Raw genomic sequence first — 25338 nt, 5'->3', positions numbered from 1 at the left:
GGTCAGCGGCCAAGGATGTAGCGGCGCACCGCCGCGTTGTGTTCGTCCAGTGTGCTGCTGAACTGGCTGGAACCGTCTCCGCGCGACACAAAGTACATGGCATCGGTGGAGGCGGGCTGCACGGCCGCCAGCAAAGACTCCATGCCCGGCATGGCGATGGGCGTGGGGGGCAGGCCCGCGCGCGTGTACGTGTTGTACGGGGTGTCGGTGTCCAGGTCGCGGCGGCGCAGGCGGCCGTCGAAGCTCTCCCCCAGGCCATAGATGACGCTGGGGTCGGTCTGCAGGCGCATGCCGATGCGGAGCCGGTTGGCGAACACGCCAGCGATCTGCGCCCGGTCGCTGGCCATGCCGGTTTCCTTTTCCACGATACTGGCAAGGATCAGCGCCTCCTCGGGCGTGCGCAGCGGCACGTTGCGCGCACGCTGCTTCCAGGCTTCATCCAGCCGCCGCTCCATCGCAACGGCGGCCTGCCGCAACACGCTCGACGCCGTGGCGTGCTTTGGGTAGACGTAGGTGTCCGGGAAGAAGCGCCCCTCCGGGTGCCCGGCTGCAAGCCCCACCGCACGGGCAACGGCGCCGGGGTCGGCGGGCAGGTCATAGCGCAGGTGCTCGGCGTTGCGCAGCGCCTGCAGCACCTGCCTGTAGTTCCAGCCTTCCACCAGGGTAACGCGGCGCACGGCCTGCTCGCCGCGCACCAGCTTGCCAAGCAGTTCGCGCGGCGTGGTGCCCGGGGCCAGCTCGTAACTGCCGGCCTTGATCAGATGGGCCTGGCCAGACAGGCGAAACCACAGAAACAGCAACCCTTCAGGCTGACTGACGCCACTGGCCACCAGCGTGCGCGCCACACCCCGGGCAGAGGTTCCCGGTTCGATGACCAGGTCGAGCACTGGCTCGCCACGCAGATTCATGGGCAGGGGACGGTGCAGCCACACCAGCGTGGCGGCAACACCAGCCAGTGCCAGCAGCACGCCACCCCAAAGCAGCGATTTCAACAATCGGAACACGGACTCGGCGCCTCTGGGAAAATACAAGCACCCGATGATAAGTGAGACCGTCCACCCCTCCTGCACATGACCTCTCCAACCCTTGCCCCCGCCTCCCCCCAGAACGTTCCCTCGGGCGTCAGCCCCGCGCAACTCCAGGGGGTTGCGCCCCTGGCGCACCTCGGCATCATCCGCGTCCAGGGTGAAGACGCCGCCAAGTTCCTGCACAGCCAGTTGACACACGACTTCGCCCTGCTGGGGCATAGCGAAGCCCGGCTGGCCGCTTTCTGCAACGCCAAGGGGCGCATGCAGGCCAGCTTCATCGGTTTCAAGCTCGCGGCTGACGACATTGCCCTGGTCTGCTCGCGCGACCTGCTGCCCCAGACCCTGAAGCGTTTGAGCATGTTTGTCCTGCGGGCCAAGGCGAAACTGACGGATGCCACCGCCGAATTCGCCCTGTACGGGGTCAGCGGCGACGCCGTGGCTAGCGCAGGCCTGGGCGACAAGTGGTGGAGCAAGGTGGACCGGGACGGCGCCCACTGGGTCCGGCTGCCCGATGCGGCTGGCGTGCCGCGCGCGTTGGTGACCGCACCGGCAAATGCCCCCGCACCCGCTGGCACACCGCTGCCAGAGCCTGTGTGGCAGTGGTTGGAGGTGCGCAGCGGCGTGGCCACCCTCACCCAGCCGCTGTTCGAGGCCTTCGTGCCGCAGATGCTCAACTACGAATCGGTGGGTGGCGTGAACTTCAAGAAAGGCTGCTACCCCGGCCAGGAGGTGGTGGCCCGCAGCCAGTTCCGCGGCACCCTCAAGCGCCGCGCCTACCTGGCGCACGCCGAGGTCGTGCCCGCCGTGGGCCAGGATGTTTTCCACGCCAGCGACGCCGAGCAGCCCTGCGGCACCGTGGCGCAGGTTGCGGCCCACCCTGCTGGCGGCTTCGACGCCATCGTCTCCATGCAGATCAACGCCGCCGACGGCCAGCCCCTGACCCTGGGCACACCTGACGGCACCGTGCTGACCCTGCTGCCCTTGCCCTACGAACTGCTCGCCGACATCTGAGCCCACTGCCGCCACGGCCATGTGCCTCATCGCCTTTGCCCTGAACATGCGGGAAGACTGCCCGCTGTTGCTCGCGTCCAACCGCGACGAGTTCTGGGAGCGCCCCACCCTGCCGCTGGCCCAGTGGACGCTGCCGGGCGGGGCCACGGTCTACAGCGGCCGTGACCTGCGGGCCGGTGGCACCTGGCTGGGCTTTTCGCCCAGCGGGCGGGTGGCCATGCTTACCAACGTGCGCAACGGCGAACCCGACCTGGCACCGCGCAGCCGGGGCGAACTGGTGACACGCTGGCTGGCCGGCCCGAGGGAAACGCCCGACTGGCAGACCCTGACCACGGGCCACCAGGCTGGCGACTATGGCGGCTTCAACCTGGTTCTGGGCGAGATGAACGGCCGCGACTGGGTCTGGCTGAGCAACCGGCCTGGCCACACCGATTCAGGGGGCGACCCTTTGCCCGTCAACAGCGGGTGGCATGGGCGGCGGCTGCGCCCGGGTGTGTACGGCCTGTCCAACGCTGGTCTGGACACGCCCTGGCCCAAGACCCGCCAGCTGAAAGCGGCCACGGCGCAGGCGCTGGATCTGCTGGGCCACACCGCGCCGGAGGCGTCGGAGCACTGGCGCCACACCCTGCTCGACGCCTTGCTGGACCGGCGCCTTGCCCTCGATACCGAGCTGCCCCGCACCGGCATTCCCCACGAGCGGGAAAAACAGCTGTCCAGCCCCTTCGTCCACATGCCCGACGCTGGTTACGGCACGCGCAGCAGCCTGATTGCAAGGTGGCACGCACCCGCCAAGGGAGGCCAGCTGGAACTGGAGGAATGGACACACGCGCCAGGGCTGGCACCAGCCAGCGATGCAGGCAGCGCCGACAACGCCAACAGTTCCACCCATTGGCCGCTGGCGGCCAGCACTTACAGGCGGGTTTCCATGTCCACGTGGGGAATGCCCACTTCCTCGTAAGTCTCGCCCACAGGCTGGTAGCCCAGGCGGCGGTAAAACCCTTCGGCGGTGCGCTGCGCGCTCAGGCGAATGGTGTGGTCGCCCCGCTCGCGGGCTGCGGTGGTCAATGCGCTCACGATCTCGCGGCCCACGCCGGTACCCCGCAACACACGGTGCACGGCCATGCGCCCGATCTTGCCCACCCCGGGCCCACCCTGCAGCAGCCGCCCGGTGGCTACCGGCTGACCCAGGTGGTTGTAAGCCACGGCGTGCAGGCAGGCTAGGTCGGCCTCGTCCCACTCGTCCTCACGGGCAATGCCCTGCTCTTCAATGAACACGGCGGTACGCACCTGCCGGGCGTCATCGCCCAGCTCGCTCCAGGCGCCTGTGCGCACTTCGATCACCGGCTCGCCCGCCTCGTAACCCTGCAGCAGCGCCCGCAGTGGCGCGGGGATGGGTTTTGAAGTCTGCGTCGCCGGGTCGGCAAACACGTAGATCAGCTCACCGCTGATCAGGTGCTCCTCGCCCCGGAAGATGGCGCCGGTCATCGTCATGGACGAATTGCCAATGCGGCTGCACGTGAAGGCCACGTCCAGCATGTCGTCCATGCGGGCCGAGGCGTTGAACTCCACCGATGCCTTCTTCACGTACAGTTCGCCGCCCAGCTGGTGCATGGCGTCTTCGTAGGGCAGCGCCAAGGCGCGCCAGTACTCGGTGATGGCCACGTCGAAGTACATCAGGTAGTGGGCGTTGAAGACGATCTTTTGCATGTCGACTTCGGCCCAGCGCACGCGAAGACGGTGAAAAAAGCGGAAATCCTGGCGTTTCATGGACAATCTAGGGTTGGCTTGAAAATCCGCATTATGTTGCCCCACCAGCTCGAACTCCTGTCACCCGCGCGCGACGCCGACATCGGCATCGAGGCCGTCAATCACGGCGCCGACGCCGTCTACATCGGCGGCCCATCGTTCGGCGCGCGCGCCAGTGCCGACAACTCCGTGGCCGAGATCGAGCGGCTGGTGCGCCACGCCCACCGCTTCCACAGCCGGGTGTTCGTCACGCTCAACACCATCCTGCGCGACGACGAGCTGGAACCCGCCCGCAAGCTGGTGCGCCAGCTCTACAACGCCGGTGTGGACGCGCTGATCATCCAGGACATGGGCCTGCTGGAGCTGGACCTGCCGCCCATCCAGCTGCACGCCAGCACACAGACCGACATCCGCACCCCCGAAAAGGCCCGCTTCCTGCAAGACGCGGGCCTGAGCCAGATCGTGCTGGCCCGCGAACTGACGCTGCCGCAGATTTCCGCCATTCACCAGGCGCTGGGGCCGGTGGATGCGCCCAGCCGCGCCGTGCTCGAATTCTTCATCCACGGCGCCCTGTGTGTGGCCTACAGCGGGCAGTGCTACATCAGCCACGCCCACACGGGCCGCAGTGCCAACCGGGGCGACTGTTCACAAGCCTGCCGTCTGCCCTACGAGGTGAAGGACAGCCAGGGCCGCATCGTGGCGCACGACAAGCACGTGCTGTCGATGAAGGACAACAACCAGAGCGACAACCTGCGCGCCCTGATCGACGCGGGCGTGCGCAGCTTCAAGATCGAAGGCCGCTACAAGGACATGGGCTACGTGAAGAACATCACCGCCCACTACCGCCAGCTGTTCGACGAAATCCTGGAAGAGCGCCCCGAACTGGCACGCGCCTCCAGCGGCCGCTGCACCTACACCTTCACGCCCGACCCGGACCAGAACTTCAACCGCGAGTTCACCGATTACTTCGTGCAGGGCCGCAAGGAAGACATTGGCGCCTTCGACACGCCCAAGAACCCCGGCCAGCCGATCGGCTGGGTAACCCGGGTTGCCGCCGACTCCGTGGAACTGGAAACCGAAGACCCCACCACCGAGCTGCAAAACGGCGACGGCCTGTGCTACCACGACCTTCAAAAGGAACTGGTGGGCCTGCAGACCAACCGCGTGGAAAAACTCGGCCCCGGCAAGGATGGCGGCACCGTCTGGCGCGTCTTCCCCAAAGACCCGATGAGTGGGTTCAAGGACCTGAGGCGCGGCACCACCGTGAACCGCAACCGCAGCATGGACTGGGTGCGCACGCTGGAGAAGAAATCCGCCGACCGGCGCATCGGCGTGTGGATGGCGCTGAGCGATTCCCCTGCGGGCCTGCAGCTCACGCTGACCGACGAAGATGGCCACGTGGGCAATGCCGAACTGGCGGGCACCTGGGAACGGGCCAAAGACCCGGCCCAAGCTGCGGACAAGCTGCGTGAACAGCTGGGCCGCCTGGGCGACACGCTTTTCCAGGCGAGCGACATCCAGGTGCACCTGTCACAGCCGTGGTTCGTGCCCGCGTCGCAGCTCAATGCCTTGCGGCGCGATGCCGTGGCCGACCTGGAACGGGCCCGTTCCCAGGCGCTGAAGCGCCTGCCGCGCGCCGTGCCGGTGGAGCCGCCCGTGCCCTACCCCGAGGACACCCTCACTTACCTGGCCAACGTCTTCAACCAGAAGGCTCGCGACTTTTACAGCAAGCATGGCGTCAAGGTGATTGCCGCCGCCTACGAAGCGCACGAGGAAGAAGGTGAAGTCAGCCTGATGATCACCAAGCACTGCGTGCGCTTCTCGCTCAGCCTGTGCCCCAAGCAGGCCAAAGGCGTGACCGGGGTCCAGGGCACTGTGCGCGCGGAGCCGCTGCAGCTCATCAACGGCAAGGAAAAGCTGACCCTGCGCTTCGATTGCAAGCCCTGCGAGATGCACGTGGTGGGCAAGATCAAGCGCAGCGTGCTCAACAGCACGCCGGAAAGCCCCATCCAGTTCTACAAGACGCGCCCACAGGCACACCCGGTCCACTGAGGACCGGGAAGCCGCCCGTCAGACGTAACCCGCTACCGGCGGCACCGAGTGCCGCATGTGCAGAGACAGGCCCAAGGCTGCCATGTGGTTGGCGTTGCGGCCGAGGATGGTCTGCGACAGCGGCAGGAACTCGGCTTCCTCGTACTGGGCGTGGGCCCGGTACTGCGTCACCAGGCGCTGGATGGCGCCCACGTCGATGTCCGTCGCCTGGCCCTTGGCCACCTTCTTCAGGCCGGATTCCAGCTGCTTCCAGACACCTTCCAGCTCACGGTGCTCGTTCGTCAGCCGCTTGACCATGGCCTGGACACGTTCGTGCTCCGCGCCCTTTTCGGCGCTGGCCAGCACAGCGGGAAAGAGCTCCCGTTCTTCGTCCAGATGGTGTTCGAAGATTGCCTCGCGGAAGAACTCCAATGCCTTTTCGGCGATCTCGCGGGCACGGGCGGCGGGCTCCAGCAAGGCGGGCAGTTCGCCCAGCATGTCCAGCTTCTTCACGATGCCAGCGTGGCAGTGCGAGAAGTCCTGGATGGGGGCGTTGTCAACGGTATTCTGGGGGGCGTTCATGTCGTCTCCGAACAGTGGGATCACAAGTCGTCAGTCTAGTGATCATCTGCCCGGAGACTTTGACGCCGGTCAACAGTTGTGGGGGTTCACCCCACCCACTTGCGCGCGTTGCGCCAGATGCGCATCCACGGGCTCAATTCGCTGGCATTTCCGCTGGTCCAGCTCATCTGGATATTGCGAAACACGCGCTCGGGGTGCGGCATCATGGCCGTGAAGCGGCCATCGGCGGTGGTCACCGCGGTCAGGCCACCCGGGCTGCCGTTGGGGTTGAACGGGTAGGCCTCGGTGGCCGCGCCGGTGTTGTCGACGTAGCGCATGGCGCCAATGGCTGCATCGCGGTTGCCGCGGTGCTTGAAGTTGGCGTAACCCTCGCCGTGCGCCACAGCGATGGGCAGGCGGCTGCCTGCCATGCCCTGAAAGAACAGGCTGGGTGACTCCAGCACCTCCACCATCGACAGGCGGGCCTCGAAGCGCTCGCTCTGGTTGGTGGTGAAGCGCGGCCAGGCTTCGGCACCGGGAATGATGTCGGCCAGCTCGGCAAACATCTGGCAGCCGTTGCACACGCCCAGGCCGAAGGTGTCGGGGCGGGCAAAGAATGCCTGGAACTGCTCCGACAACACGCGGTTGAAGGTGATGGACCGTGCCCAGCCGATGCCGGCGCCCAGCGTGTCACCATAGCTGAAGCCGCCACAAGCCACCACGCCCTTGAAGTCGCGCAGATTGGCTCGGCCGGACTGCAGATCAGTCATGTGCACGTCGAAGGACTCGAAGCCCGCGCGATCGAAGGCGTAGGCCATTTCCACGTGCGAGTTGACACCCTGCTCGCGCAGGATGGCCACCCGAGGGCGCGCCAGGTTCAGGTACGGCGCTGCCACGTCTTGCGACGGATCGAAGGTGAGCGCCACGTGCATGCCAGGGTCCGCAGGCACGCCAGCCGCGGCGTGTTCGGCGTCGGCACAGGCGGGGTTGTCACGCTGCTGGTTGATCTTCCAGCTCACGCTGTCCCACACCTGGTGAAGGTCGTAGAGGCTGGCACTGAACACGGCCTTGGTGTCACGCCACACCTGCAGTTCGCCCTTGCCCACGTCCATGGCAGAGCTGGCCGGGCGCGTCTTGCCCACGAAGTGGCTGTGCTTGCTCAGCCCATGCTCGCGCAGCACCTGCATCACCTCGTTGCGCTCGGCCGTGCGCACCTGCAGCACCACGCCCAGTTCTTCGTTGAAGAGCGCCTTGAGGGTCAGTTCCTCGCGACGGGCGCTCACCTGCGACGCCCAGTTCTTGGCGTCGCCCGTGTCCATGCGGCTGTCGGAGATGCCGTCGCCCTCGGTGACGAGCAGGTCCACGTTCAGGGCCACGCCCACGTGACCGGCAAAGGCCATTTCGGCCACGGTGGCCAGCAGGCCGCCGTCGCTGCGGTCGTGGTAGGCCAGGATCTTGCCCTGCGCGCGCAAGGCGTTCACGGCGTTCACCAACGCGATCAGGTCTTGCGCGTCGTCCAGGTCGGGCACGGCGCCGCCGGGTTGATCCAGCGTCTGCGCCAAGATGGAGCCGCCCATGCGGTTCCTGCCTTTGCCCAGATCGACCAGCACCAGGGTGGTGTCTTCTTCCTGTGCGTCGAGTTGCGGCGTCAGCGTGCCGCGCACGTCAGGCAGCGAGGCAAAGGCGCTGACGATCAGGCTCACGGGCGATGTGACCTTCTTCTGCTCGCCGTCCACCTTCCACTGCGTGCGCATGGACAAGCTGTCCTTGCCCACGGGAATGCTCACGCCCAACGCCGGGCACAACTCCATCCCCACAGCCTTGACGGTAGCGTACAGCGCGGCGTCCTCGCCTGGCTCGCCGCAGGCGGCCATCCAGTTGGCGCTCAACTTCACGCGCGGCAGTTCAATGGGTGCGGCCAGCAGGTTGGTAATGGCTTCTGCCACGGCCATGCGGCCGGAAGCAGGGGCGTCCAGAGCGGCCAGCGGGGTGCGCTCACCCATGCTCATGGCCTCACCGGCAAAACCGGCGTAGTCGGCCAGGGTCACGGCGCAGTCAGCCACGGGCACCTGCCACGGGCCCACCATCTGGTCGCGGTGGCTCAGGCCGCCCACGGTGCGGTCGCCAATCGTGACGAGGAAGCGCTTGGAAGCGACAGTGGGGTGGCTCAACACGTCGATGACGGCCTTTTGCAGGTCCACGCCCGTCAGGTCCAGTTCGGCTGCCTTGCGCTCCACGGTTTTCACGTCGCGGTGCATCTTGGGCGGCTTGCCCAGCAGCACGTCCATGGGCATGTTGACTGCAGCCCCCACGCTCCCCACTGCGTGTGGTTCGCTGCCCCCCGAGGGGGCCCTCGCGGCTTGGGACGGCCCGGCGCCGCTCACGCTATCTTCATCGGTCAGCACCAGCTGGCGCTGCTCGGTGGCCACCCCCACCACGGCGAAGGGGCAGCGCTCGCGTTCGCAGAAGGCCTTGAACTGCTCCAGCGACTCGGGGCCAATGGCCAGCACGTAGCGTTCCTGGCTCTCGTTGGACCAGATTTCCTTGGGCGACAGGCCGGACTCTTCCAGCGGCACTGCACGCAGGTCAAAGCGCGCACCGCGCCCAGCGTCGTTCGTGAGTTCGGGGAAGGCGTTGGACAGACCGCCCGCACCCACGTCGTGGATGGCAAGGATGGGGTTCTTGTCACCCAGCGTCCAGCACTGGTTGATGACTTCCTGGGCGCGGCGCTCGATCTCGGGGTTGCCACGCTGCACGGAGTCGAAGTCCAGATCGGCCGCGTTCACGCCGGTGGCCATGGAACTGGCCGCACCGCCGCCCATGCCGATGCGCATGCCAGGCCCGCCCAGCTGGATGAGCAGCGTGCCTGCGGGGAATTCGATCTTCTTGGTCTGCCCGGCTTCGATCTGGCCCAGGCCACCCGCGATCATGATGGGCTTGTGGTAGCCGCGCTGCACGGTGTCGGCGTCGGTGGCCACGGTCTGCTCGTACTCGCGGAAGTAGCCCAGCAGGTTGGGCCGGCCGAACTCGTTGTTGAAGGCCGCGCCGCCCAGCGGGCCTTCGGTCATGATCTGCAAGGGGCTGGCAATGTGCTCGGGCTTGCCCCCTGGCTGGTCGGACCAGCCGCCCCACAGCTTGGACACGGTGAAGCCCGTCAGGCCCGCCTTGGGCTTGGAGCCCCGGCCAGTGGCGCCTTCGTCGCGGATTTCACCGCCCGCACCGGTGGAGGCGCCGGGGAACGGGGAAATGGCCGTGGGGTGGTTGTGTGTTTCCACCTTCATCAGCACGTGGTGCTGGGCACGCTCGGCCACATAGGGCGTGGCGGCGCCGCTCTGGGCACGGGCCACGAAGCGTTCCAGCTCGTGCCCTTCCATGATGGAGGCGTTGTCCGAATAGGCCACCACCGTGTGCTGCGGGCTGGTCTGGTGGGTGTGGCGGATCATGCCGAACAGGCTCTTGTCCTGCGCCACGCCGTCAATCGTGAACTGCGCGTTGAAGATCTTGTGGCGGCAGTGCTCGCTGTTGGCTTGAGCGAACATCATCAACTCCACATCAGTGGGGTTGCGCTTGAGGTCGTTGAAAGCCTTGACGAGGTAGTCGATCTCGTCGTCCGCCAGCGCCAGGCCCCAGGCGACGTTCGCCTTTTCCAGCGCTGCGCGGCCACCGCCCAGCACGTCCACGTGCTCCATGGGGGCGGGTTCCAACTCGGTGAACAGGTGGAAGGCGTCTGCGCGGCTGGCCACAGCGCTTTCGGTCATGCGGTCGTGCAGCACAGCGGCCACTTGCTGCCACTGCTGTGCGCTCAATTCGGCCTTGCCAAGCAGGCCAGCTTTCAGTGTGAGCCGGTATTCGGTGATGCGCTCCACCCGCTTGACAGCGAACCCGCAGTTGTGAGCGATGTCCGTGGCCTTGGACGCCCAGGGCGACACCGTGCCGATGCGCGGCGTCACCACCACCAGCACACCGCCCGTCTCGCCCTGGTAAGGTTCGCCGTAGGTCAGCAGCGCCTGCCAGTCCTTGAGCTGAGCATCCGTAAGCGGCTCAAGCGTGTCCACCAGGTGCACGAAGCGGGCAGAGACGCCGACGATCCGGTCATGGATGGCTTGCAGGCGGGGAAGGAGTTGCTGGGCGCGGAAGTTGCCGAGGGCGTCGCCCCCCTCGATCGGGGTGATGTGCTGGGTCACGGTGTGGCCTGGTGTGGGGAAAGACCCATGATTTTACTTGGGCTGGGACGCCCGCCTCCCCCACCCGTCAGGCCACCCTGCGGCAGCCTGCTGCATCAGGGTTTACCTTAGGGCTCTCCCTACATGCAATGCAGTATATTGCATACGAAAGAAGGCAGTTTAGTTCATGCCATGTGGCAGCCGGACTGCAGGAACGCGAGACAAATGAAACTGAAAATCCTGGTGGGCACCACCACCCAGACCGCAGAATGCGTGGCTCAGGCCATCGAGCTGGATTGCGCTGATCTTGTGTCCGAGATCGAAGTCACGCTGATGGACAACCTCACGCCCGAGGTGTTCGACGAACCCGCCCTTTTCCTGATCTGCTGCGCCACCTATGGCTCGGGCGACGTGCCCGACAACGCACAGGCTTTCTACGCCGCCCTGCTTTCCCAGCCGCGCTATCTGGGCCATGTGCGCTATGGCGTCATGTCGCTGGGTGACCAGGGCAGTTACCCGATGACGTTCGCCCGGGGCGGCCGCAACTTTGACGAGTGCCTGCAGGACCAGGGCGCCCGGCGCCTGGGTGACGTCTGGACCCATGACGCCAGCAGCGGCATCGAGCCCGAGGCGTCTGGCATCGAATGGTGCCGCCAGTGGCTGAACACCTACCTGCCCGAGCTGGAGCGGCAGGCAGCCGCGACGTGAAGCCAAGAAAGTTGATTGATGAAAAGTTTAAGCCTAAACTAAGGGTAATTCTGGATCGCCCTTCACTGGCAACCCGCCTAGCATCTTGAACATCCATACAAACAGGAGACAACCCATGACAACCCGCCGCCTTGTCCTCACCCGTGGAGCCGCCGTGATCGGCGCCGCATCCTCCGGCCTGCTGCTGCCGCAGATCGTGCGCGCCCAGTCCGAAAAGGTCCGCGTCGGTTTCATGCTCCCCTACACGGGCACGTTTGCCCAACTGGGCGTGGCCATTGAAAACGGCTTCCGCATGGCGCTGGATGAGCAAGGCGGCAAGCTGGGCGGGCGCGAAGTGGAGTTCTTCAAGGTGGACGACGAGTCCAACCCCGCCAAGGGTATCGAGAACGCGCAGCGGCTGGTCCAGCGCGACAAGGTGGACGTGCTCGTGGGCACGGTGCACTCCGGCGTGCAGATGGGCATCCACAAGGTGGCCCGTGACACTGGCGTGCTCAACCTTATCCCCAACGCCGGTGTTCACGCCGCCACCCGCAACCTGTGCGCGCCCAACGTGTTCCGCACCAGCTTCTCCAACTCCCAGCCCACGCTGGCGCTGGGCAAGGCCATGGTGGACCGCGGCCACAAGAAGGCCGTGTGGATCACCTGGAACTACGCGGCGGGCGACGAAGCCTTTGAAGGCTTCGAGCAGAGCTACACGGCAGCGGGCGGCACCATCATCAAGAAGTTGGGCCTGCCCTTCCCCAACGTCGAATTCCAGGCCCTGCTGACCGAGATTGCCGCTCTCAAGCCGGATGCCGTGGCCTGCTTCTTCGCGGGCGGCGGCGCGGCCAAGTTCCTGCGTGACTACGCGGCAGCCGGCCTGAACAAGAATATCCAGCTGTACGGCTCGGGCTTCCTGACCGAAGGCGTGCTCGACGCTGCGGGTGCGTCCGCAGAAGGTGTGCTGACCACCATGCACTACAGCGACCTGCTCGACACCCAGCGCAACAAGAGCTTCCGCCTGAACTACGCGAAGACCTTCAAGCTCCAGCCCGACGTCTACGCGGTCCAGGGTTACGACACCGGTCTGCTGCTCGTCCAGGGTGCCAACGCCGTCAAGGGTGACCTGAACAACAAGAAGGCCCTGTACGCCGCCATGGAAAACGCCACCATCGACAGCCCGCGCGGCAAGTGGACCATGAGCAAGTCTCACAACCCCATCCAGGACATGTACCTGCGCCAGGTGGTGGGCAACCAGAACAAGGTGATCGGCATCGCGGCCAAGGCCGTGGCCGACCCCGGCACAGGCTGCCGCATGGGCTGATCGCCAACGCGGTCAACCCTGCTGCGAACCGGCGGCGTCAACGCTCCTTTGAGGGTGTTCGCCGCCCTTTTTTCGCCCAAATTTCCACCGAACATGGATTTCGCCAACTTTCTGATCCAGTTGCTCAACGGTCTGCAATACGGCTTGCTGCTGTTCATGCTGGCTGCGGGCCTGACGCTGATCTTCGGCATCATGGGCGTGGTCAACCTGGCGCACGGCAGCTTCTACATGCTGGGCGCCTACATGGCCTGGTCCCTGACCGCAACCTTCAACAGTCTGCTGCTGGCCATCGTCGTGGGCACGGCGTTGTCCGTGCTGCTGGGGCTGGCACTGGAATGGGTGCTGTTCCGTCACTTCTACAAGCGCGACCACCTGGACCAGGTGCTGCTCACCTTCGGTCTCATCTACATCTTCGAGGAAGTCCGCTCGCTGCTGTGGGGTGATGACGTGCATGCCGTGCAGGTGCCCGATCTGCTCAACTGGTCCATCCCGCTCACCGAGAACCTGTCCTACCCCATCTACCGCCTGGTGATGTCGGGCATCTGCGTGCTGCTGGCCATCGGCCTGTACCTGCTCATCTCCAAGACCCGCCTGGGCATGAAGATCCGCGCCGGTGCATTCAACCGCGACATGACGGAAGCCCTGGGCATCAACATCCGCCTGATCCACGCAGTGGTGTTTGCCATGGGCGTGGGCCTGGCGGCCATTGCCGGGATGATCGCCGCCCCCATTTCCAGCGTGTACCCGAACATGGGTGGCTCAGTGCTGATCATGTGCTTCGTGGTGGTGGTGATCGGTGGCATTGGCTCGGTGCGCGGCGCACTCATCTCTGCGCTGCTGGTGGGCCTGGTGGACACCTTCGGCAAGGTTCTGGTCCCTCAACTGGCTGGCATGCTGGTCTACATGCTGATGGCCGCTGTGCTGCTGTACAAGCCCGAAGGCCTGTTCAAGCAATGAGTTTCTGCGTATACGGATAAGAACATGTCTGCCGCCTCCTCGCACATCGAACAACTGCCACGCAGCCTCCAGCTCACCCTGGGCCTGGGGGCACTGGCCCTGGCCGCCTTTCCCATACTGGGACTGGAAAGCCGGGATTACTACCTGCAGATGCTCACCCAGATGATGATCCTGGCCATCTTTGCGATGAGCCTGGACCTGCTGCAGGGCGTCACCGGCATGGTCTCGCTGGGCCACGCGGCCTTCTTCGGACTCGCGGGCTACGCGCTGGCGTTCATCACGCCCGACAGCCAGCCTGTGAGCCTGTGGTGGAGCCTGCCGGTCGCGGCGCTTGGCGCGGGCCTGGCGGCGCTCGTCATCGGCTTCTTCGTGGTGCGCACCCACGGCATCTACTTCATCATGGTCACCATGGCCTTTGCGCAGATGGTGTTCTTCCTGTTCTTTGACAACAAGTCGCTGGGCGGCTCGGACGGCATCTACGTCTACTTCAAGCCCAGCACCGCCCTGGGCGGCCCTGACAGCGGCGAACTGTTCGACCTGGAGAACAAGACCGTCTTCTTCTACTTCACGCTGGGCATGCTGCTGGCGGTCTACGCCTTTCTGCGCCGCGTGCTTTTCTCGCCCTTCGGGCGCGTGCTGGCAGGCATCCGCGTCAACGAGCACCGCATGCGTGCCATGGGCTTCGGCACCGTCTGGTACAAGCTCACGGCCTTCACGCTGGCAGGCACGCTGGCGGGGGTCGCCGGTTACCTGTGGGCCGCGCAGACCGGCTTCGTCAACCCAGAGCTGATGGGTTTTCACCTCAGCGCGCACGCCATCATGATGGTGATCCTGGGCGGCATGGGCAACTTCGCAGGCGCTGTCGTGGGAGCCTTCGCCTTTGAATACCTGATGCATGTGTTCAAGGACATGACCAAGCACTGGCAGCTGTTGATGGGCGGTTTCATTGTGCTGCTGGTGATATTCGCGCCGCGTGGCATTCTGGGCCTGGGCCAATCGTTGCTCGACAAGCTCGCTGGCGGCAAAGGAGGCAAACATGAGTGAGGTGCTGCTTCAAGCCAGTCAGGTGACCAAGCGTTTCGGTGGCCTGGCGGCAGTGAACCAGGTGTCGGTGAACCTGGTGCGTGACCAGATCCACGCCGTCATCGGCCCCAACGGCGCGGGCAAATCGACGTTGACTAACCTGCTTTCGGGCGACCTGCCGCCGACCGAAGGCACCATCACCCTGGGCGGCCGCGATGTGACGGGCAAGAGCATGCAGGAGATCTCTCGCATGGGCCTGGGCCGCAGCTACCAGAAGACCAACATCTTCCAGCCTTTCAGCGTCTGGGAGAACGTACGGCTGGCCGCACAGTCGCGCACCCCGCATGCCGCCCGCTGGCTGACACGGGCCACCACCCTGCGTGACATCAACGAGCGCGCCGAGCGAGCGATCGAACTCGCCGGGCTGCGCCACCGCACCAAGTTCGCTGCCAGCGCGATCAGCCACGGCGAGCAGCGACAGCTGGAAATCGCCATGACGCTGGCCACGGCGCCCCAAGTCCTGCTGCTGGACGAACCGCTGGCAGGCATGGGCCATGCCGAAGCGGAACGCATGGTCGAATTGCTGCTGGCCATCAAGAAAGACCACGCCATGATGCTGGTGGAACACGACATGGACGCCGTTTTCACCCTGGCCGACCGCCTGACGGTGATGGTCAACGGACAGGTGATTGCCAGCGGCACGCCCGCGGAGATCCGGGCGGACGCGGGTGTGCAGGCAGCCTACCTGGGTGAGGAAGCATGAGCGCGAACAAGGAAATGCTGATCGAGGCCACGGGCCTGCACACGCACTACGGTGCCAGTCACATTCTGCATGGCATCGACTTCCGAGTCGGCCGTGGCGAAACCATTGGCCTGATGGGCCGCAATGGCATGGGCAAGAGCACGCTGCTAAAGTCGCTGATGGGGCTGGTCAAGCCCAGCGGCGGCAAGGTGCACATCAAAGGCGAAGACCGCACGGGCGCCGCCACCTACGATGTGGCGCGCATGGGCATCGCCTATGTGCCCGAAGGCCGTGGCATCTTCGGTAACCTGAGCGTGCGAGAGAACCTGGTGATGGCCGCACGTCCGGGTGCGCGAGGCCAGCGCGACTGGACCTACGAGCGTGTGCTGGAGACCTTCCCCCGCCTGGCCGAGCGTCTGAACCATGGCGGTCAGCAGCTCAGTGGCGGCGAACAGCAGATGCTGACCATCGGCCGCGCGCTGATGACCAACCCCGACGTGCTGATCCTGGACGAGGCCACCGAAGGCCTGGCCCCGCTGATCGCACGTGAAATCTGGCGCATCTGCGCGGTCATCCGCGACAGCGGCATCAGCAGCGTGATCGTGGACAAGAACTGGAAGCACGTCACCCAGATCACCGATCGCAACGTCATCCTGGTCAAGGGTCAGGTGGTGTTCGAGGGCAGCTCGGCAGAGCTGATCTCGCAGCCGCAGATTCTGGAGCAGCACCTGGGCGTGTGACGCCGAGTCACAGCAGGGGGCGCAACTCACGCGCCGCATCCTGCAGCAGCGGCAGAAGCTCCCGCTGGACCGCACCGCTGTGCAGGCGGCTGTGCGGCACCACGGCGTTGAGCGCGGCCACGGTCTTGCCGTCCAGGTTGCGCAGCGGCACGGCCACCGCAAAAACGCCAAGTTCATGCTCCTCGCTGGCGATGCAGTGGTCTGCCTGCCGCACGTCGGCGATGACCTGACGGAAGGCTTTGGGTTCCACCACGGTGTAGGGCGTCAGCCGCGCCAGCGCCCTGCCCTTGAGCCAGCCATTGAATTCGGTCTTGGGCAGCGCCGCCAGCAGCACACGCCCGGTGGAAGTGGCGTGTGCAGGCAGGCGCGCGCCCAGATGCAAACCGTAGGCCAGCAGGCGCACGGGCGCGCTGCCTGACAGCGTCGCACTCCCCAGCGAACCGCCGTCCCAATCGCCCACCGGGCCTGCCATGGCCACGCTGCGGGCAACGATGACCACGGCGTCGCCCTCCAGCACGGCCACCGAAAAGGAGTCACGCGTCTGCGCAGCCAGCCGGTTGAGCGTGGGCTGCACAGCCCGGGGCAGGCGCGCACTGGACAGGTAGCTTCCGGAAAACCGCAGCACCTTGGCCGACAGCCAGAAGTAGCTGCCGTCTGTCTCCAGGTAGCCCAGGTGCGCCAGGGTCAGCAGGTGGCGGCGCGCCGCCGCCCGGGTGATGCCCGCCCGCTGGGCGGCCAGCGTGGCGTTGAGCCGCTGGCGCTCGGTGTCGAAACTTTCCAGCACAGCCATGCCCTTGGCCATGCCCTCGATGAGATCGGCCTTGGCGATGCTCATGGCCGGATTGGTTGAAGTTGCGCGATCATCGCGCAATTGTTCCACTGATCGCGCAAACCCGCAATCACCGGGGTGTGCAGGCTGGCCACCGGGGTCTAGCATGAACCCATTCGCATTGCTTCACAGGAGACCTCCATGCGCACCCAAGTTGCCATCATCGGCGCAGGCCCTTCTGGCCTGCTGCTCGGCCAGCTGCTGTACAAGGCTGGCATCGACGCCGTCATCCTCGAACGCCAGACGCCCGACTACGTGCTCGGCCGCATCCGCGCCGGCGTGCTGGAACAGGTGGCCACCGACCTGCTGGACGAGGCAGGTGTGGGCGAGCGCATGCACAAGGAAGGCCTGGTGCACACCGGTTTTGACATGCTGTTCAACGGCCAGCGCCACCGCATCGACCTGGAAGGCCTGACGGGCGGCAAGAAGGTGATGGTTTACGGCCAGACCGAAGTGACCCGCGACCTGATGGACGCCCGCAAGGCTGCTGGCCTGACCAGCATCTACGAGGCGGCCAACGTGCAGGTGCATGACTTTGACACCACCAAACCGCGCGTCACCTACGAAAAGGACGGCCAGACCCACACCATCGAGTGTGACTTCATTGCGGGCTGCGACGGCTTCCACGGCGTGTGCCGAGCCAGCGCACCGCGCAACGCCATCAAGGAATACGAGAAGGTTTACCCCTTCGGCTGGTTGGGTTTGCTGTCGGACACCCCGCCGGTGCACCACGAACTGATCTACGCCAACAGCGAACGCGGTTTTGCCCTGTGCTCGCAACGCAGCCACACCCGCAGCCGCTACTACCTGCAGGTGCCGCTGACCGACAAGGTGGAACAGTGGAGCGACGACGCCTTCTGGAACGAGCTGAAGCTGCGTCTGGACCCCGAAGCAGCTGAAAAGCTGGTGACAGGCCCCAGCCTGGAAAAAAGCATTGCGCCGCTGCGCAGCTTCGTGACGGAGCCGCTGCGCTTTGGCCGCATGTTCCTGGCGGGCGACGCCGGGCACATCGTGCCGCCCACCGGTGCCAAGGGTCTGAACCTGGCCGCCACCGATGTGAAGTACCTGTCCAACGCCATCGTCGAGTTCTACCAGGACAAGACCGAAGCGGGCATCGACAGCTACTCCGAGCGTTGCCTCAAGCGCATCTGGCGCGCGGAGCGTTTCAGCTGGTGGTTCACGTCGATCATGCACAACTTCCCGGACGAAGGCGCCATCAACGCCAAGCTGCAGCAAGCCGAGCTGGACTACCTGATGCACTCCGAATCCGGCCTGCGCACGATTGCCGAGAACTACGTGGGCCTGCCGCTCGATTTCGGGCAATAAGGCACCCAGGAGAAAACGCGGTCTGAGGGCCGCGTTTTTTTTAGGCGGGCAAGTCAAGCGTCCGAAAGCAGGCTTCGCCATCTGAGCCGAACACGTGGATCAGGTCTGCCGGCCATTGGACGTGCACGGTCTCCCCCACCCGTTCGGTGGCCGTGCCCGGCACACGCACGGTGATGGCAGGCAGCGCCTGCCCCACATCTACATAAAGCAGCGATGCCTCGCCCAGCTTCTCGACGTGGCTGACCTGCCCGCTCAAGCTGTTGGCCGAGCCGGTACTCACCAGGCGCATGTCTTCAGGGCGGCAGCCCACGTGCAGCGCCTCGCCCGGCTGGATGGCCTGGGCATCCACAGCGGCCTCCAGGTCGACACCTGCCAGTTTCACCGTGGCCGTGTCCGGCGCCGCGCGGACCAGTTGACCCGGCAACACATTCATCTTCGGCGAACCGATGAACTCCGCCACAAACAGGCTGGCCGGACGGTGGTACAGCGCCATGGGCGAGCCCACCTGCGCAATGGAGCCATGGCTGGCAATGCGGTCACCTGTGTGCAACAGCACAATCTTGTCGGCCAGCGTCATGGCCTCCACCTGGTCGTGCGTGACATAGATCATGCTGGCCGAACCGATGCGCTTGTGCAGCCGTGAAATCTCCAGGCGGGTCTGCACGCGCAAAGCAGCGTCCAGGTTGGACAGCGGCTCGTCGAACAGGAATACCCGCGGCTCCTTGACAATGGCACGCCCGATGGCAACGCGCTGGCGCTGTCCGCCCGAAAGCGCCTTGGGCAATCGGTCCAGCAGATGGGTGAGCTGCAGCACCTCGGCGGCCTCGCGCACCTTGCGATCGATTTCGGCCGCGTTGGCACCGAACACCTTCAGGCCGAAGGCCATGTTCTCGCGCACGGTCATGTGGGGATAGAGCGCGTAGCTCTGGAACACCATGGCCACGCCACGGCGGGCGGGCGCCAGGTCGTTGACGCGCTCGCCGCCGATGAGGAGGTCACCGGAGGTGATCTCCTCCAGCCCTGCAACCATGCGCAACAGCGTGGACTTGCCACAGCCTGAAGGGCCGACGAACACACAGAACTCGCCGTGCTCGATGGTCAGGTTGGCGTCGTTGATGGTCAACGTCTGCGGCGTATAGCGCTTGCTGACGTTGCGGAACTCGATCTTGGACATGGCATGTGCTCCTTCAGCAGGCGGCGTGCAGCCCGCCCCAGGGTTCGAAACGGATGGTGCCGTCAACGATGCGCGCGCCCTCCAGCCCGCTGCCTGCCAGCGGGGCGGCCGACGCCACTTCCGCGGGCAGCGTCCAGACGGCGGCTTCGTTGCTGAAGTTGAACGCGCACAGCACCCGTTCGCCACCATGGCTGCGCACGAAGGCCAGCACCTGATCATGCGCGGGCAACATGGCCATGCTGCCCTTGACCAGAGCAGGCCGGGTGCGGCGCCAGTGAAGCAGTTGCGTGTAGAAGGCCATCAGGCCGCCAGTCCCTTGCCGGTCCACCGCCAGCGGCAGGTGGGCCGGTGACACGGGCAACCACGGCTGGCTGGGCCCGAAACCCGCGTGCAGCGCGCCAGAAACCCAGGGCATGGGCGTGCGGCAACCGTCGCGCCCCTTGAACTTGGGCCACATCGTGATGCCGAAGGGGTCCTGCAGTTGTTCGTAGGCGATGTCGGCTTCGGGCAGGCCCAGCTCGTCACCCTGGTAGATGCAGGGCGTACCCCGCACGGACATCTGCATGGCTGCGGCCAGGCGCAGCAGGCGCCCATCAGGCTGGTCGCCACCCCAGCGGGTGGCCAGCCGCACACAGTCGTGGTTGGACAGCGCCCAGCAGGGCCAGCCGTCGCCCACGATGTCCAGAAAGCGGGTGAACAGCGCATGCAGGAACGGGGCACTGTGCTGCTTGCCGAGCAGGTCGAAGCAGTAGGCCATGTGCAGCTTGTCGCCGCCGCTGGTGTACTGCGCCATGCGGGCCAGCCCGTCGTCGTCGCCGATCTCGCCGACCATGGTGGTGTCGGGGTATTCGTCCAGCAGCGCGCGCAGGCGGCGCAGGAAGTCCAGGTTCTCGGGCTGGCTCTTGTCGTGCAGGTGGCGCTGCCAGCCGTAGGGGTTGTTGCGGTCCACCGCCGGGTCTTCGCCTTGCGGCATGCCGCGGCCCGGGTTGTCGCGCAGCTGCTTGTCATGGAAGTAGAAGTTGGCGGTGTCCAGGCGGTAGCCATCCACGCCCAGCTCCAGCCAGAAGCGCACGTCGTCCAGGATGGCCTGCTGCACCTCGGGGTGGTGGAAGTTGAGGTCCGGCTGGCTGGTGAGGAAGTTGTGCATGTAGTACTGCAGGCGGCCGGTGTCCCACTGCCATGCACTGCCGCCAAAAATGCTCAACCAGTTGTTGGGCGGGTTGCCGTCATCCTTGGCATCGGCCCACACATACCAGTCGGCCTTGGGGTTGTCGCGGCTGGCGCGGCTCTCCTTGAACCAGGGGTGCTGGTCGGACGTGTGCGACAGCACCTGGTCGATCATCACCTTCAGACCGAGCTCATGGGCGTGCTTCACCAGGGCGCGGAAGTCGTCCAGCGTGCCGAACATCGGGTCCACGTCGCGGTAGTCGCTCACGTCGTAGCCGAAGTCCTTCATCGGGCTTTTGAAGAAGGGAGACAGCCAGATGCCGTCCGCGCCCAGCCGGGCCACGTGCTCCAGCCGGGCCGTGATGCCGGGCAGGTCGCCGATGCCATCGGCATTGCTGTCCTGAAAGCTGCGCGGGTAGATCTGGTAGATGACGCCGCCGCGCCACCATTCGTTGTTGGGAGCCTTGTGTTTCATGTATGAGCCGTGAGAGAAAAGGAGTCAACCCTTGACCGCGCCAGCCGTGAGGCCCGAGACGATCTTTTTCTGGAAGAGGAGCACCAGCGCCACCAGTGGCAGCGTGACCAGCACGGACGCAGCCATGATGTTTCCCCAGGGGATGTCGTACTTGCTGGCGCCCGAGATGAGGGAGATGGACACCGGCACGGTGCGCTCGTTGTTGTCGAGCACAAAGGTGAGCGCGAAGAGGAATTCGTTCCACGCGGCAATGAAGGCCAGCAAGCCCGTGGACACCAGCGCGGGCCACAGCAGCGGCAGGAACACGTCCTTGATGACGCGCCAGGGGCTGCAGCCGTCCATGATGGCGGCCTCTTCCAGTTCCTTGGGCAACTGCTTCATGAAGGTGGTGAGCACCCACACGGTGAAGGGCAGCGTGAAGATCATGTAGGGCAGCACCAGGCCGAGCGCCTTGTTGTACAGGCCCAGCCACTGGATGAGTTCGAACATGCCGGCCAGCACCGCCACCTGCGGGAACATCGACACGCCCAGGATGGTCATGAGCAGCAGCCCCCTGCCCTTGAAGGAAATGCGCCCCAGGGCGTAGGCCGCCGTCACGCCCATGAAGAGCGAGAGCCCCACCACCAGCACCGCGACCATGATGGAGTTGACGATGTGCCTGCCGAAAGGCTGCTCTGCCAGCGTGAAGAGCGAGATGTAGTTGCCCAGGGTGACCGAGCTGGGCCACAGGCGGGGCTCGAACAGCGCCGCCCCCGACTTGAACGAGGTGGAGATGGCGTAGATGAAGGGAAACACCGACAACGCCACCACCAGGGCCGCTGCCAGATACAGCGCCGAGCGCGCGTACCAGGGGGATTTCATGTTCAGTCCTCCGCCAGCTTGAGCCGGCCCAGGCGGATGTAGGCGACCGTGCACAGGCCGATGATGAGAAAGAGCGCCGTGGAGGCCGCAGAGCCATAGCCCATGTAGCCGTTTTCCACCATCTCGCGCCGCACGAAGCCAGACATGCTGATCGTGCTGTTGTTGTTGGACGTGAGCACGTAGATCAGGTCGAACACGCGCAGGGCATCGAGCAAGCGGAAGATCACCGCCACCATGAGCGCGGGGCGGATCAAAGGCAGTGTCACGCGCCAGAACACGCGCAGCGGGTGCACACCGTCGACGCGAGCTGCCTCGTAGCAGTCCTTGGGCAGCGTCTGCAGTGCCGCCAGGATCAGCAGCGCCATGAAGGGCGTGGTCTTCCACACGTCCACGGCCACCACCGTCCACAGGGCATAGGCAGGGTCGGCCGTCCAGGCCACCTTCTCGGCCAGCAGGCCGGCGTCCACCAGCCACTGGTTGACGACGCCGAACTGGTCATGCAGCATCCAGCCCCACATCTTGGCTGACACGATGGTGGGAATGGCCCACGGCACCAGCACGGCCGCCCGCACCCAGGCCCGGCCACGGAACTCCTGGTTGAGCAGCAAGGCCACGCCCAGGCCAAAGGCAGTCTCCAGCGTCACCGACACCACGGCGAACTTGAGCGTGTTCAGGATAGACACGCCCCAGTCGCTGGCCCAGAAGCCGTCGGTGTGGGTGGGGTTGGCGAACAGGCCGTACTCGCCCAGGTAGTTTTCCAGCCCCACGAAGCGGGCCACGCCGATGTCGTTGATGTTGGCATCGGTGAAGCTGAACCAGATGGTGCGCCCCAACGGCCAGGCGGCCACCATCAGGAGCACCACCACCATGGGCGCCAGGAACAGCCAGGCGGTGCGTGTCTTGTTGTTCATCATGTCGATTCCGGGTCAGGCCAGGCTGGCACGGCTCACCACTTGTTGCGGCGCACCTGCTTGAGGCGCGCCTCAAGCTTGGTCAGCGAGTCCTCGGCGGTGGCCTTCCCGGACAGCACGTCGTGCGTCGCGTTCCAGAGCGCGGCACTCACCTCGGGGTACTTCAGGCCGGTGGGCGTGGACGGCCGGGGCACGGCGCTCACGAACACGTCGAACAGGCTGTAGAAGAAGGGGTTGGCGTCCAGGACCGCCTTGTCCTTGTACAGAGAGACGATGGTGGGGTTGTAGGAGCTGGTGATGGCGCGCTCGCGCTGCACCTCGGCACTGGTCATGTACATGACCAGGTCGGCCGCAGCCTCGGGGTTCTTCGAGTACTTGGACACCGCGAGCTGCCAGCCGCCCAGGGTGGCGGCGTTCTGGCCATCGACCCCGCCCTTGGGCAGCGGTGCAACGCCGACCTTGCCCTTGATCTTGCTGTCGGCACCATTGGCCAGCGACCAGGCATAGGGCCAGTTGCGCATGAAAGCGGCGTTGCCGTTCTGGAAAACGCCGCGCGCCTCTTCCTCGGCATAGTTGAGCACCCCACGTGGCGCGATCGTGCCCACCCAGGAGGCGGCCATCTTGAGTGCCTTGACGGCGTTCGGGTTGTTGACGGTGATATTGCCGCTGGCATCGACCACATTGCCCGCGTTGTAGCTGTGCAGCCATTCGATGGCGTCACACGTCAGGCCTTCATAGGCCTTGGCCTGGAACACGAAACCGTGGAAGTCGGCATTGCCCGCTGCGCGCTCGCCGTCCTGCACCTTCTTTGCCACGGCGCTCAGCTCTTCCCAGGTGGCCGGGGGCTTGGCGCCGTACTTTTCCAGCAGGTCCTTGCGGTAGTAGAGCAGGCCCGCGTCGGTGAACCAGGGCATGGCCAGCAGCTTGCCGTCCACCGTGTTGTTGGCCACGATGGCGGGGAAATGCTCTTTCTCCACGCCCTTGGAATAGGGTTTCAGGTCCAGCAGGTGGTCCTTGATCACGCCTGGCCACACCACGTCCACGTTGATCACGTCCAGGTCGGTCGACTTGGCGGCAAACATCTGGCGGAACAGCGACAGGATGTCGGTCGTGGAATTGGGCACCGTGAACAGCTTGACGGTGTGGCCCGTTTTCTTGGACCAGGCCTCCGTGTGCTTCTTGCAGTTCTCGAAGTCCTGCCCCACGGAGCCGCAGGAGATGGTGATGGTCGCCGCCTGGGCGCCTGCCAGGGCACCGGCAGTCGTCAGGGCCAGCAGCCCGGCTTTGATCGCCACGGCACGGGATTGGATACGCATGTTTGCCTCGCAAATGTTGTTGATCGCTGCCCACCCGACACCAGGTTCCACGGTGGCCGCAAACGAATTGCACCACTTACGCAAACGATTGCATTACAGGGTTTACCCGATCTCGCTGAAATTTGTACCTGGAACGTAACCCGAAACGGCCTCAGCCGCCGGTGCTGTCGCGAACGATGAGCTCGGTCGGCAGCGTCACCATGCGCCGGGAACGGTGCGCCACCGACTCAAAGAGCAGCTCCACCAATGCCTTGCCTGCCAACGCTGCAGGCTGGCACACGGTGGTCAGCGACGGATGCATGTGCGCCGAGAGCAGGATGTCGTCGTAGCCGACCACCTTCACGTCCCCGGGTACGGAAACACCTCTCTCGCTCAATGCACCAATGATGGAGATGGCCGTGACGTCACTGTTGGCAAACACCCCGTCAAAAGCGACGTTCTGCCCCAGCCAGTCGTCGATCACGTGCCGCACGCGGGTATCCCCAAACAGGAAGGACTGCTCCAGCCTGGGGTCTGCCTGAATGCCGGCCTCGTCCAGGGCACGCCGGTAGCCCTGGTAGCGGAGCCCGGCCTCGGGGTGGGCCTTGTCGCCGAAGAAGGCGATGCGCCGGCAACCGCGATCCAGCAGATGTCGCGTGGCCAGGTAGCCGCCCCGCTCGTTGTCGCCCCCCACCACGGAATACATGGCGTCAGGCAGGCAAGCGCCCCACACGGCCATGGGCACCCCTTGCCGGGCCAGTTCGTTCAGGTGCTCGTGCCAGGTCAACTGGCCGATGACGATGAGGCCGGCCACCTGCCCGCTGGCCACCATGGGCGCCATCAGGTGTTTGCGGTCGTCCTTGAGCCGGCTGAGCAGCAGGTTCATGCCTCGCTCGTCCAGAGCGTCGGCCACGGCACCCAGAATGCTCAGCAGGAAGGGGTCGGAGATGGCCTGCATGCTGTCACCCAGGATGGTGACCCCCACCGTCTGCACGTCGCGCTTGCGCAGATTGGCAGCGCCAACGTTCACGCTGTAGTTGAGCGAACGCGCCAGTTCCGCGATACGGCTGCGCGTTGCCTCGGGAATCTGTGAGCTGCCGCTGAGCGCCCGCGACACTGTGGACACCGACACCCCCGCGAGCCGCGCGATGTCGGTCATCTGCATGCGTTTGCGGGACGGAGGCGTTGCCTGCGGCACCGCATCTTGCGGCTCGGCGGCGGCACGCCGGGGGGAGGAACGTTCGGGCATGCGGCGATTATTTCATCCCCCGGCCGCCTACCCCGCCG

21 protein-coding genes are annotated in these 25338 nt (G+C 65.4%); 10 read left to right on the top strand and 11 right to left on the bottom strand.

Annotated elements, in window-relative coordinates; genetic code table 11:
- Positions 1-2: 2 nt before the first annotated feature.
- On the bottom strand, positions 3-1004 hold the full coding sequence (mltG, locus tag ACYVHH_RS08480; RefSeq protein ID WP_460564699.1) for an endolytic transglycosylase MltG: 1002 nt from the start codon (positions 1002-1004) through the stop codon (positions 3-5).
- Positions 1005-1070: 66 nt separating this feature from the next.
- On the opposite strand from mltG, the gene ygfZ reads away from it, so the two are divergent.
- Together ygfZ and ACYVHH_RS08470 are read left to right on the top strand one after the other, a co-directional pair.
- The gene (gene ygfZ, locus ACYVHH_RS08475; protein WP_460564698.1) at positions 1071-2039 is read left to right on the top strand and encodes a CAF17-like 4Fe-4S cluster assembly/insertion protein YgfZ; all 969 of its coding nucleotides are present in this window, start codon (positions 1071-1073) and stop codon (positions 2037-2039) included.
- Positions 2040-2058: 19 nt separating this feature from the next.
- Entirely contained in the window at positions 2059-2997 is a 939-nt protein-coding gene (locus ACYVHH_RS08470) for an NRDE family protein (protein ID WP_460564697.1), read from the top strand.
- Here the strand turns inward: ACYVHH_RS08470 and ACYVHH_RS08465 are convergent.
- Complete coding sequence (locus ACYVHH_RS08465; protein WP_460564696.1) at positions 2949-3806, bottom strand: YbgC/FadM family acyl-CoA thioesterase; 858 nt, start codon at positions 3804-3806, stop codon at positions 2949-2951. The two genes, ACYVHH_RS08470 and ACYVHH_RS08465, sit on opposite strands and share 49 nt — an antisense overlap.
- A 33-nt stretch (positions 3807-3839) precedes the next feature.
- Between ACYVHH_RS08465 and ACYVHH_RS08460 the strand changes: the two genes are divergently transcribed.
- Positions 3840-5837 (top strand): peptidase U32 family protein, encoded by a 1998-nt coding sequence (locus tag ACYVHH_RS08460; protein ID WP_460565267.1) that lies wholly within the window; start codon positions 3840-3842, stop codon positions 5835-5837.
- An 18-nt stretch (positions 5838-5855) separates the two neighbouring features.
- Here the strand turns inward: ACYVHH_RS08460 and ACYVHH_RS08455 are convergent, their stop codons facing one another.
- Entirely contained in the window at positions 5856-6398 is a 543-nt protein-coding gene (locus ACYVHH_RS08455) for a hemerythrin domain-containing protein (RefSeq protein ID WP_460564695.1), read from the bottom strand.
- Positions 6399-6484: 86 nt separating this feature from the next.
- Positions 6485-10561, bottom strand: a complete 4077-nt coding sequence (gene purL, locus ACYVHH_RS08450; RefSeq protein WP_460564694.1) for a phosphoribosylformylglycinamidine synthase — start codon at positions 10559-10561, stop codon at positions 6485-6487.
- Positions 10562-10765: 204 nt separating this feature from the next.
- Here purL and ACYVHH_RS08445 point away from each other — a divergent pair, with 204 nt between their 5' ends.
- The 6 genes from ACYVHH_RS08445 to ACYVHH_RS08420 all read left to right on the top strand — a co-directional run bounded on the left by ACYVHH_RS08445 (position 10766) and on the right by ACYVHH_RS08420 (position 16013).
- On the top strand, positions 10766-11248 hold the full coding sequence (locus tag ACYVHH_RS08445; protein ID WP_460564693.1) for a flavodoxin domain-containing protein: 483 nt from the start codon (positions 10766-10768) through the stop codon (positions 11246-11248).
- A gap of 115 nt (positions 11249-11363) precedes the next feature.
- Positions 11364-12551: an ABC transporter substrate-binding protein gene (locus tag ACYVHH_RS08440; RefSeq protein ID WP_460564692.1), complete on the top strand. Its 1188-nt coding sequence runs from the start codon at positions 11364-11366 to the stop codon at positions 12549-12551.
- A gap of 93 nt (positions 12552-12644) precedes the next feature.
- Entirely contained in the window at positions 12645-13508 is an 864-nt protein-coding gene (locus tag ACYVHH_RS08435; RefSeq protein WP_460564691.1) for a branched-chain amino acid ABC transporter permease, read from the top strand.
- Between the two features lie 24 nt (positions 13509-13532).
- On the top strand, positions 13533-14552 hold the full coding sequence (locus ACYVHH_RS08430; RefSeq protein ID WP_460564690.1) for a branched-chain amino acid ABC transporter permease: 1020 nt from the start codon (positions 13533-13535) through the stop codon (positions 14550-14552).
- The gene (locus ACYVHH_RS08425) at positions 14545-15294 is read left to right on the top strand and encodes an ABC transporter ATP-binding protein (RefSeq protein ID WP_460564689.1); all 750 of its coding nucleotides are present in this window, start codon (positions 14545-14547) and stop codon (positions 15292-15294) included. The genes ACYVHH_RS08430 and ACYVHH_RS08425 overlap by 8 nt, the downstream gene beginning before the upstream one ends.
- Positions 15291-16013: an ABC transporter ATP-binding protein gene (locus ACYVHH_RS08420; protein WP_460564688.1), complete on the top strand. Its 723-nt coding sequence runs from the start codon at positions 15291-15293 to the stop codon at positions 16011-16013. Before ACYVHH_RS08425 ends, ACYVHH_RS08420 begins: the two co-directional genes overlap by 4 nt.
- Positions 16014-16020: 7 nt before the next feature.
- On the opposite strand, the gene ACYVHH_RS08415 is transcribed toward ACYVHH_RS08420, so the two are convergent.
- A complete protein-coding gene (locus ACYVHH_RS08415; protein WP_460564687.1) occupies positions 16021-16848 on the bottom strand; it encodes an IclR family transcriptional regulator domain-containing protein in 828 nt (275 codons plus the stop codon).
- 135 nt (positions 16849-16983) lie between these two features.
- Here ACYVHH_RS08415 and pobA point away from each other — a divergent pair, with 135 nt between their 5' ends.
- Positions 16984-18168, top strand: coding sequence for a 4-hydroxybenzoate 3-monooxygenase (gene pobA, locus ACYVHH_RS08410; RefSeq protein WP_460564686.1), 1185 nt, complete (start codon positions 16984-16986; stop codon positions 18166-18168).
- A 40-nt stretch (positions 18169-18208) separates the two neighbouring features.
- On the opposite strand, the gene ACYVHH_RS08405 is transcribed toward pobA, so the two are convergent.
- The 6 genes from ACYVHH_RS08405 to ACYVHH_RS08380 all read right to left on the bottom strand — a co-directional run bounded on the left by ACYVHH_RS08405 (position 18209) and on the right by ACYVHH_RS08380 (position 25300).
- The gene (locus tag ACYVHH_RS08405) at positions 18209-19342 is read right to left on the bottom strand and encodes an ABC transporter ATP-binding protein (RefSeq protein WP_460564685.1); all 1134 of its coding nucleotides are present in this window, start codon (positions 19340-19342) and stop codon (positions 18209-18211) included.
- Between the two features lie 13 nt (positions 19343-19355).
- Positions 19356-20984 (bottom strand): alpha-glucosidase family protein, encoded by a 1629-nt coding sequence (locus ACYVHH_RS08400; RefSeq protein ID WP_460564684.1) that lies wholly within the window; start codon positions 20982-20984, stop codon positions 19356-19358.
- A 24-nt stretch (positions 20985-21008) separates the two neighbouring features.
- Complete coding sequence (locus tag ACYVHH_RS08395) at positions 21009-21845, bottom strand: carbohydrate ABC transporter permease (protein WP_460564683.1); 837 nt, start codon at positions 21843-21845, stop codon at positions 21009-21011.
- 2 nt (positions 21846-21847) lie between these two features.
- Positions 21848-22759 (bottom strand): carbohydrate ABC transporter permease, encoded by a 912-nt coding sequence (locus ACYVHH_RS08390; protein WP_460564681.1) that lies wholly within the window; start codon positions 22757-22759, stop codon positions 21848-21850.
- 32 nt (positions 22760-22791) lie between these two features.
- A complete protein-coding gene (locus ACYVHH_RS08385) occupies positions 22792-24072 on the bottom strand; it encodes an ABC transporter substrate-binding protein (RefSeq protein WP_460564680.1) in 1281 nt (426 codons plus the stop codon).
- 151 nt (positions 24073-24223) lie between these two features.
- A complete protein-coding gene (locus ACYVHH_RS08380) occupies positions 24224-25300 on the bottom strand; it encodes a LacI family DNA-binding transcriptional regulator (RefSeq protein ID WP_460564679.1) in 1077 nt (358 codons plus the stop codon).
- Positions 25301-25338: the final 38 nt, after the last annotated feature.

This window comes from Hydrogenophaga aquatica (genome assembly GCF_054780915.1).
This window is presented reverse-complemented; position numbering and strand designations above follow the sequence as displayed.

Bases quoted from the DNA above. Each gene is read 5' to 3' on its own strand.
- ygfZ (WP_460564698.1), top strand. From the start codon at position 1,071: ATGACCTCTCCAACCCTTGCCCCCGCCTCCCCCCAGAACGTTCCCTCG.
- ACYVHH_RS08470 (WP_460564697.1), top strand. From the start codon at position 2,059: ATGTGCCTCATCGCCTTTGCCCTGAACATGCGGGAAGACTGCCCGCTG.
- ACYVHH_RS08465 (WP_460564696.1), bottom strand. From the start codon at position 3,806: ATGAAACGCCAGGATTTCCGCTTTTTTCACCGTCTTCGCGTGCGCTGG.
- ACYVHH_RS08460 (WP_460565267.1), top strand. From the start codon at position 3,840: ATGTTGCCCCACCAGCTCGAACTCCTGTCACCCGCGCGCGACGCCGAC.
- ACYVHH_RS08455 (WP_460564695.1), bottom strand. From the start codon at position 6,398: ATGAACGCCCCCCAGAATACCGTTGACAACGCCCCCATCCAGGACTTC.
- ACYVHH_RS08445 (WP_460564693.1), top strand. From the start codon at position 10,766: ATGAAACTGAAAATCCTGGTGGGCACCACCACCCAGACCGCAGAATGC.
- ACYVHH_RS08440 (WP_460564692.1), top strand. From the start codon at position 11,364: ATGACAACCCGCCGCCTTGTCCTCACCCGTGGAGCCGCCGTGATCGGC.
- ACYVHH_RS08435 (WP_460564691.1), top strand. From the start codon at position 12,645: ATGGATTTCGCCAACTTTCTGATCCAGTTGCTCAACGGTCTGCAATAC.
- ACYVHH_RS08430 (WP_460564690.1), top strand. From the start codon at position 13,533: ATGTCTGCCGCCTCCTCGCACATCGAACAACTGCCACGCAGCCTCCAG.
- ACYVHH_RS08425 (WP_460564689.1), top strand. From the start codon at position 14,545: ATGAGTGAGGTGCTGCTTCAAGCCAGTCAGGTGACCAAGCGTTTCGGT.
- ACYVHH_RS08420 (WP_460564688.1), top strand. From the start codon at position 15,291: ATGAGCGCGAACAAGGAAATGCTGATCGAGGCCACGGGCCTGCACACG.
- ACYVHH_RS08415 (WP_460564687.1), bottom strand. From the start codon at position 16,848: ATGAGCATCGCCAAGGCCGATCTCATCGAGGGCATGGCCAAGGGCATG.
- pobA (WP_460564686.1), top strand. From the start codon at position 16,984: ATGCGCACCCAAGTTGCCATCATCGGCGCAGGCCCTTCTGGCCTGCTG.
- ACYVHH_RS08405 (WP_460564685.1), bottom strand. From the start codon at position 19,342: ATGTCCAAGATCGAGTTCCGCAACGTCAGCAAGCGCTATACGCCGCAG.
- ACYVHH_RS08400 (WP_460564684.1), bottom strand. From the start codon at position 20,984: ATGAAACACAAGGCTCCCAACAACGAATGGTGGCGCGGCGGCGTCATC.
- ACYVHH_RS08395 (WP_460564683.1), bottom strand. From the start codon at position 21,845: ATGAAATCCCCCTGGTACGCGCGCTCGGCGCTGTATCTGGCAGCGGCC.
- ACYVHH_RS08390 (WP_460564681.1), bottom strand. From the start codon at position 22,759: ATGATGAACAACAAGACACGCACCGCCTGGCTGTTCCTGGCGCCCATG.
- ACYVHH_RS08385 (WP_460564680.1), bottom strand. From the start codon at position 24,072: ATGCGTATCCAATCCCGTGCCGTGGCGATCAAAGCCGGGCTGCTGGCC.
- ACYVHH_RS08380 (WP_460564679.1), bottom strand. From the start codon at position 25,300: ATGCCCGAACGTTCCTCCCCCCGGCGTGCCGCCGCCGAGCCGCAAGAT.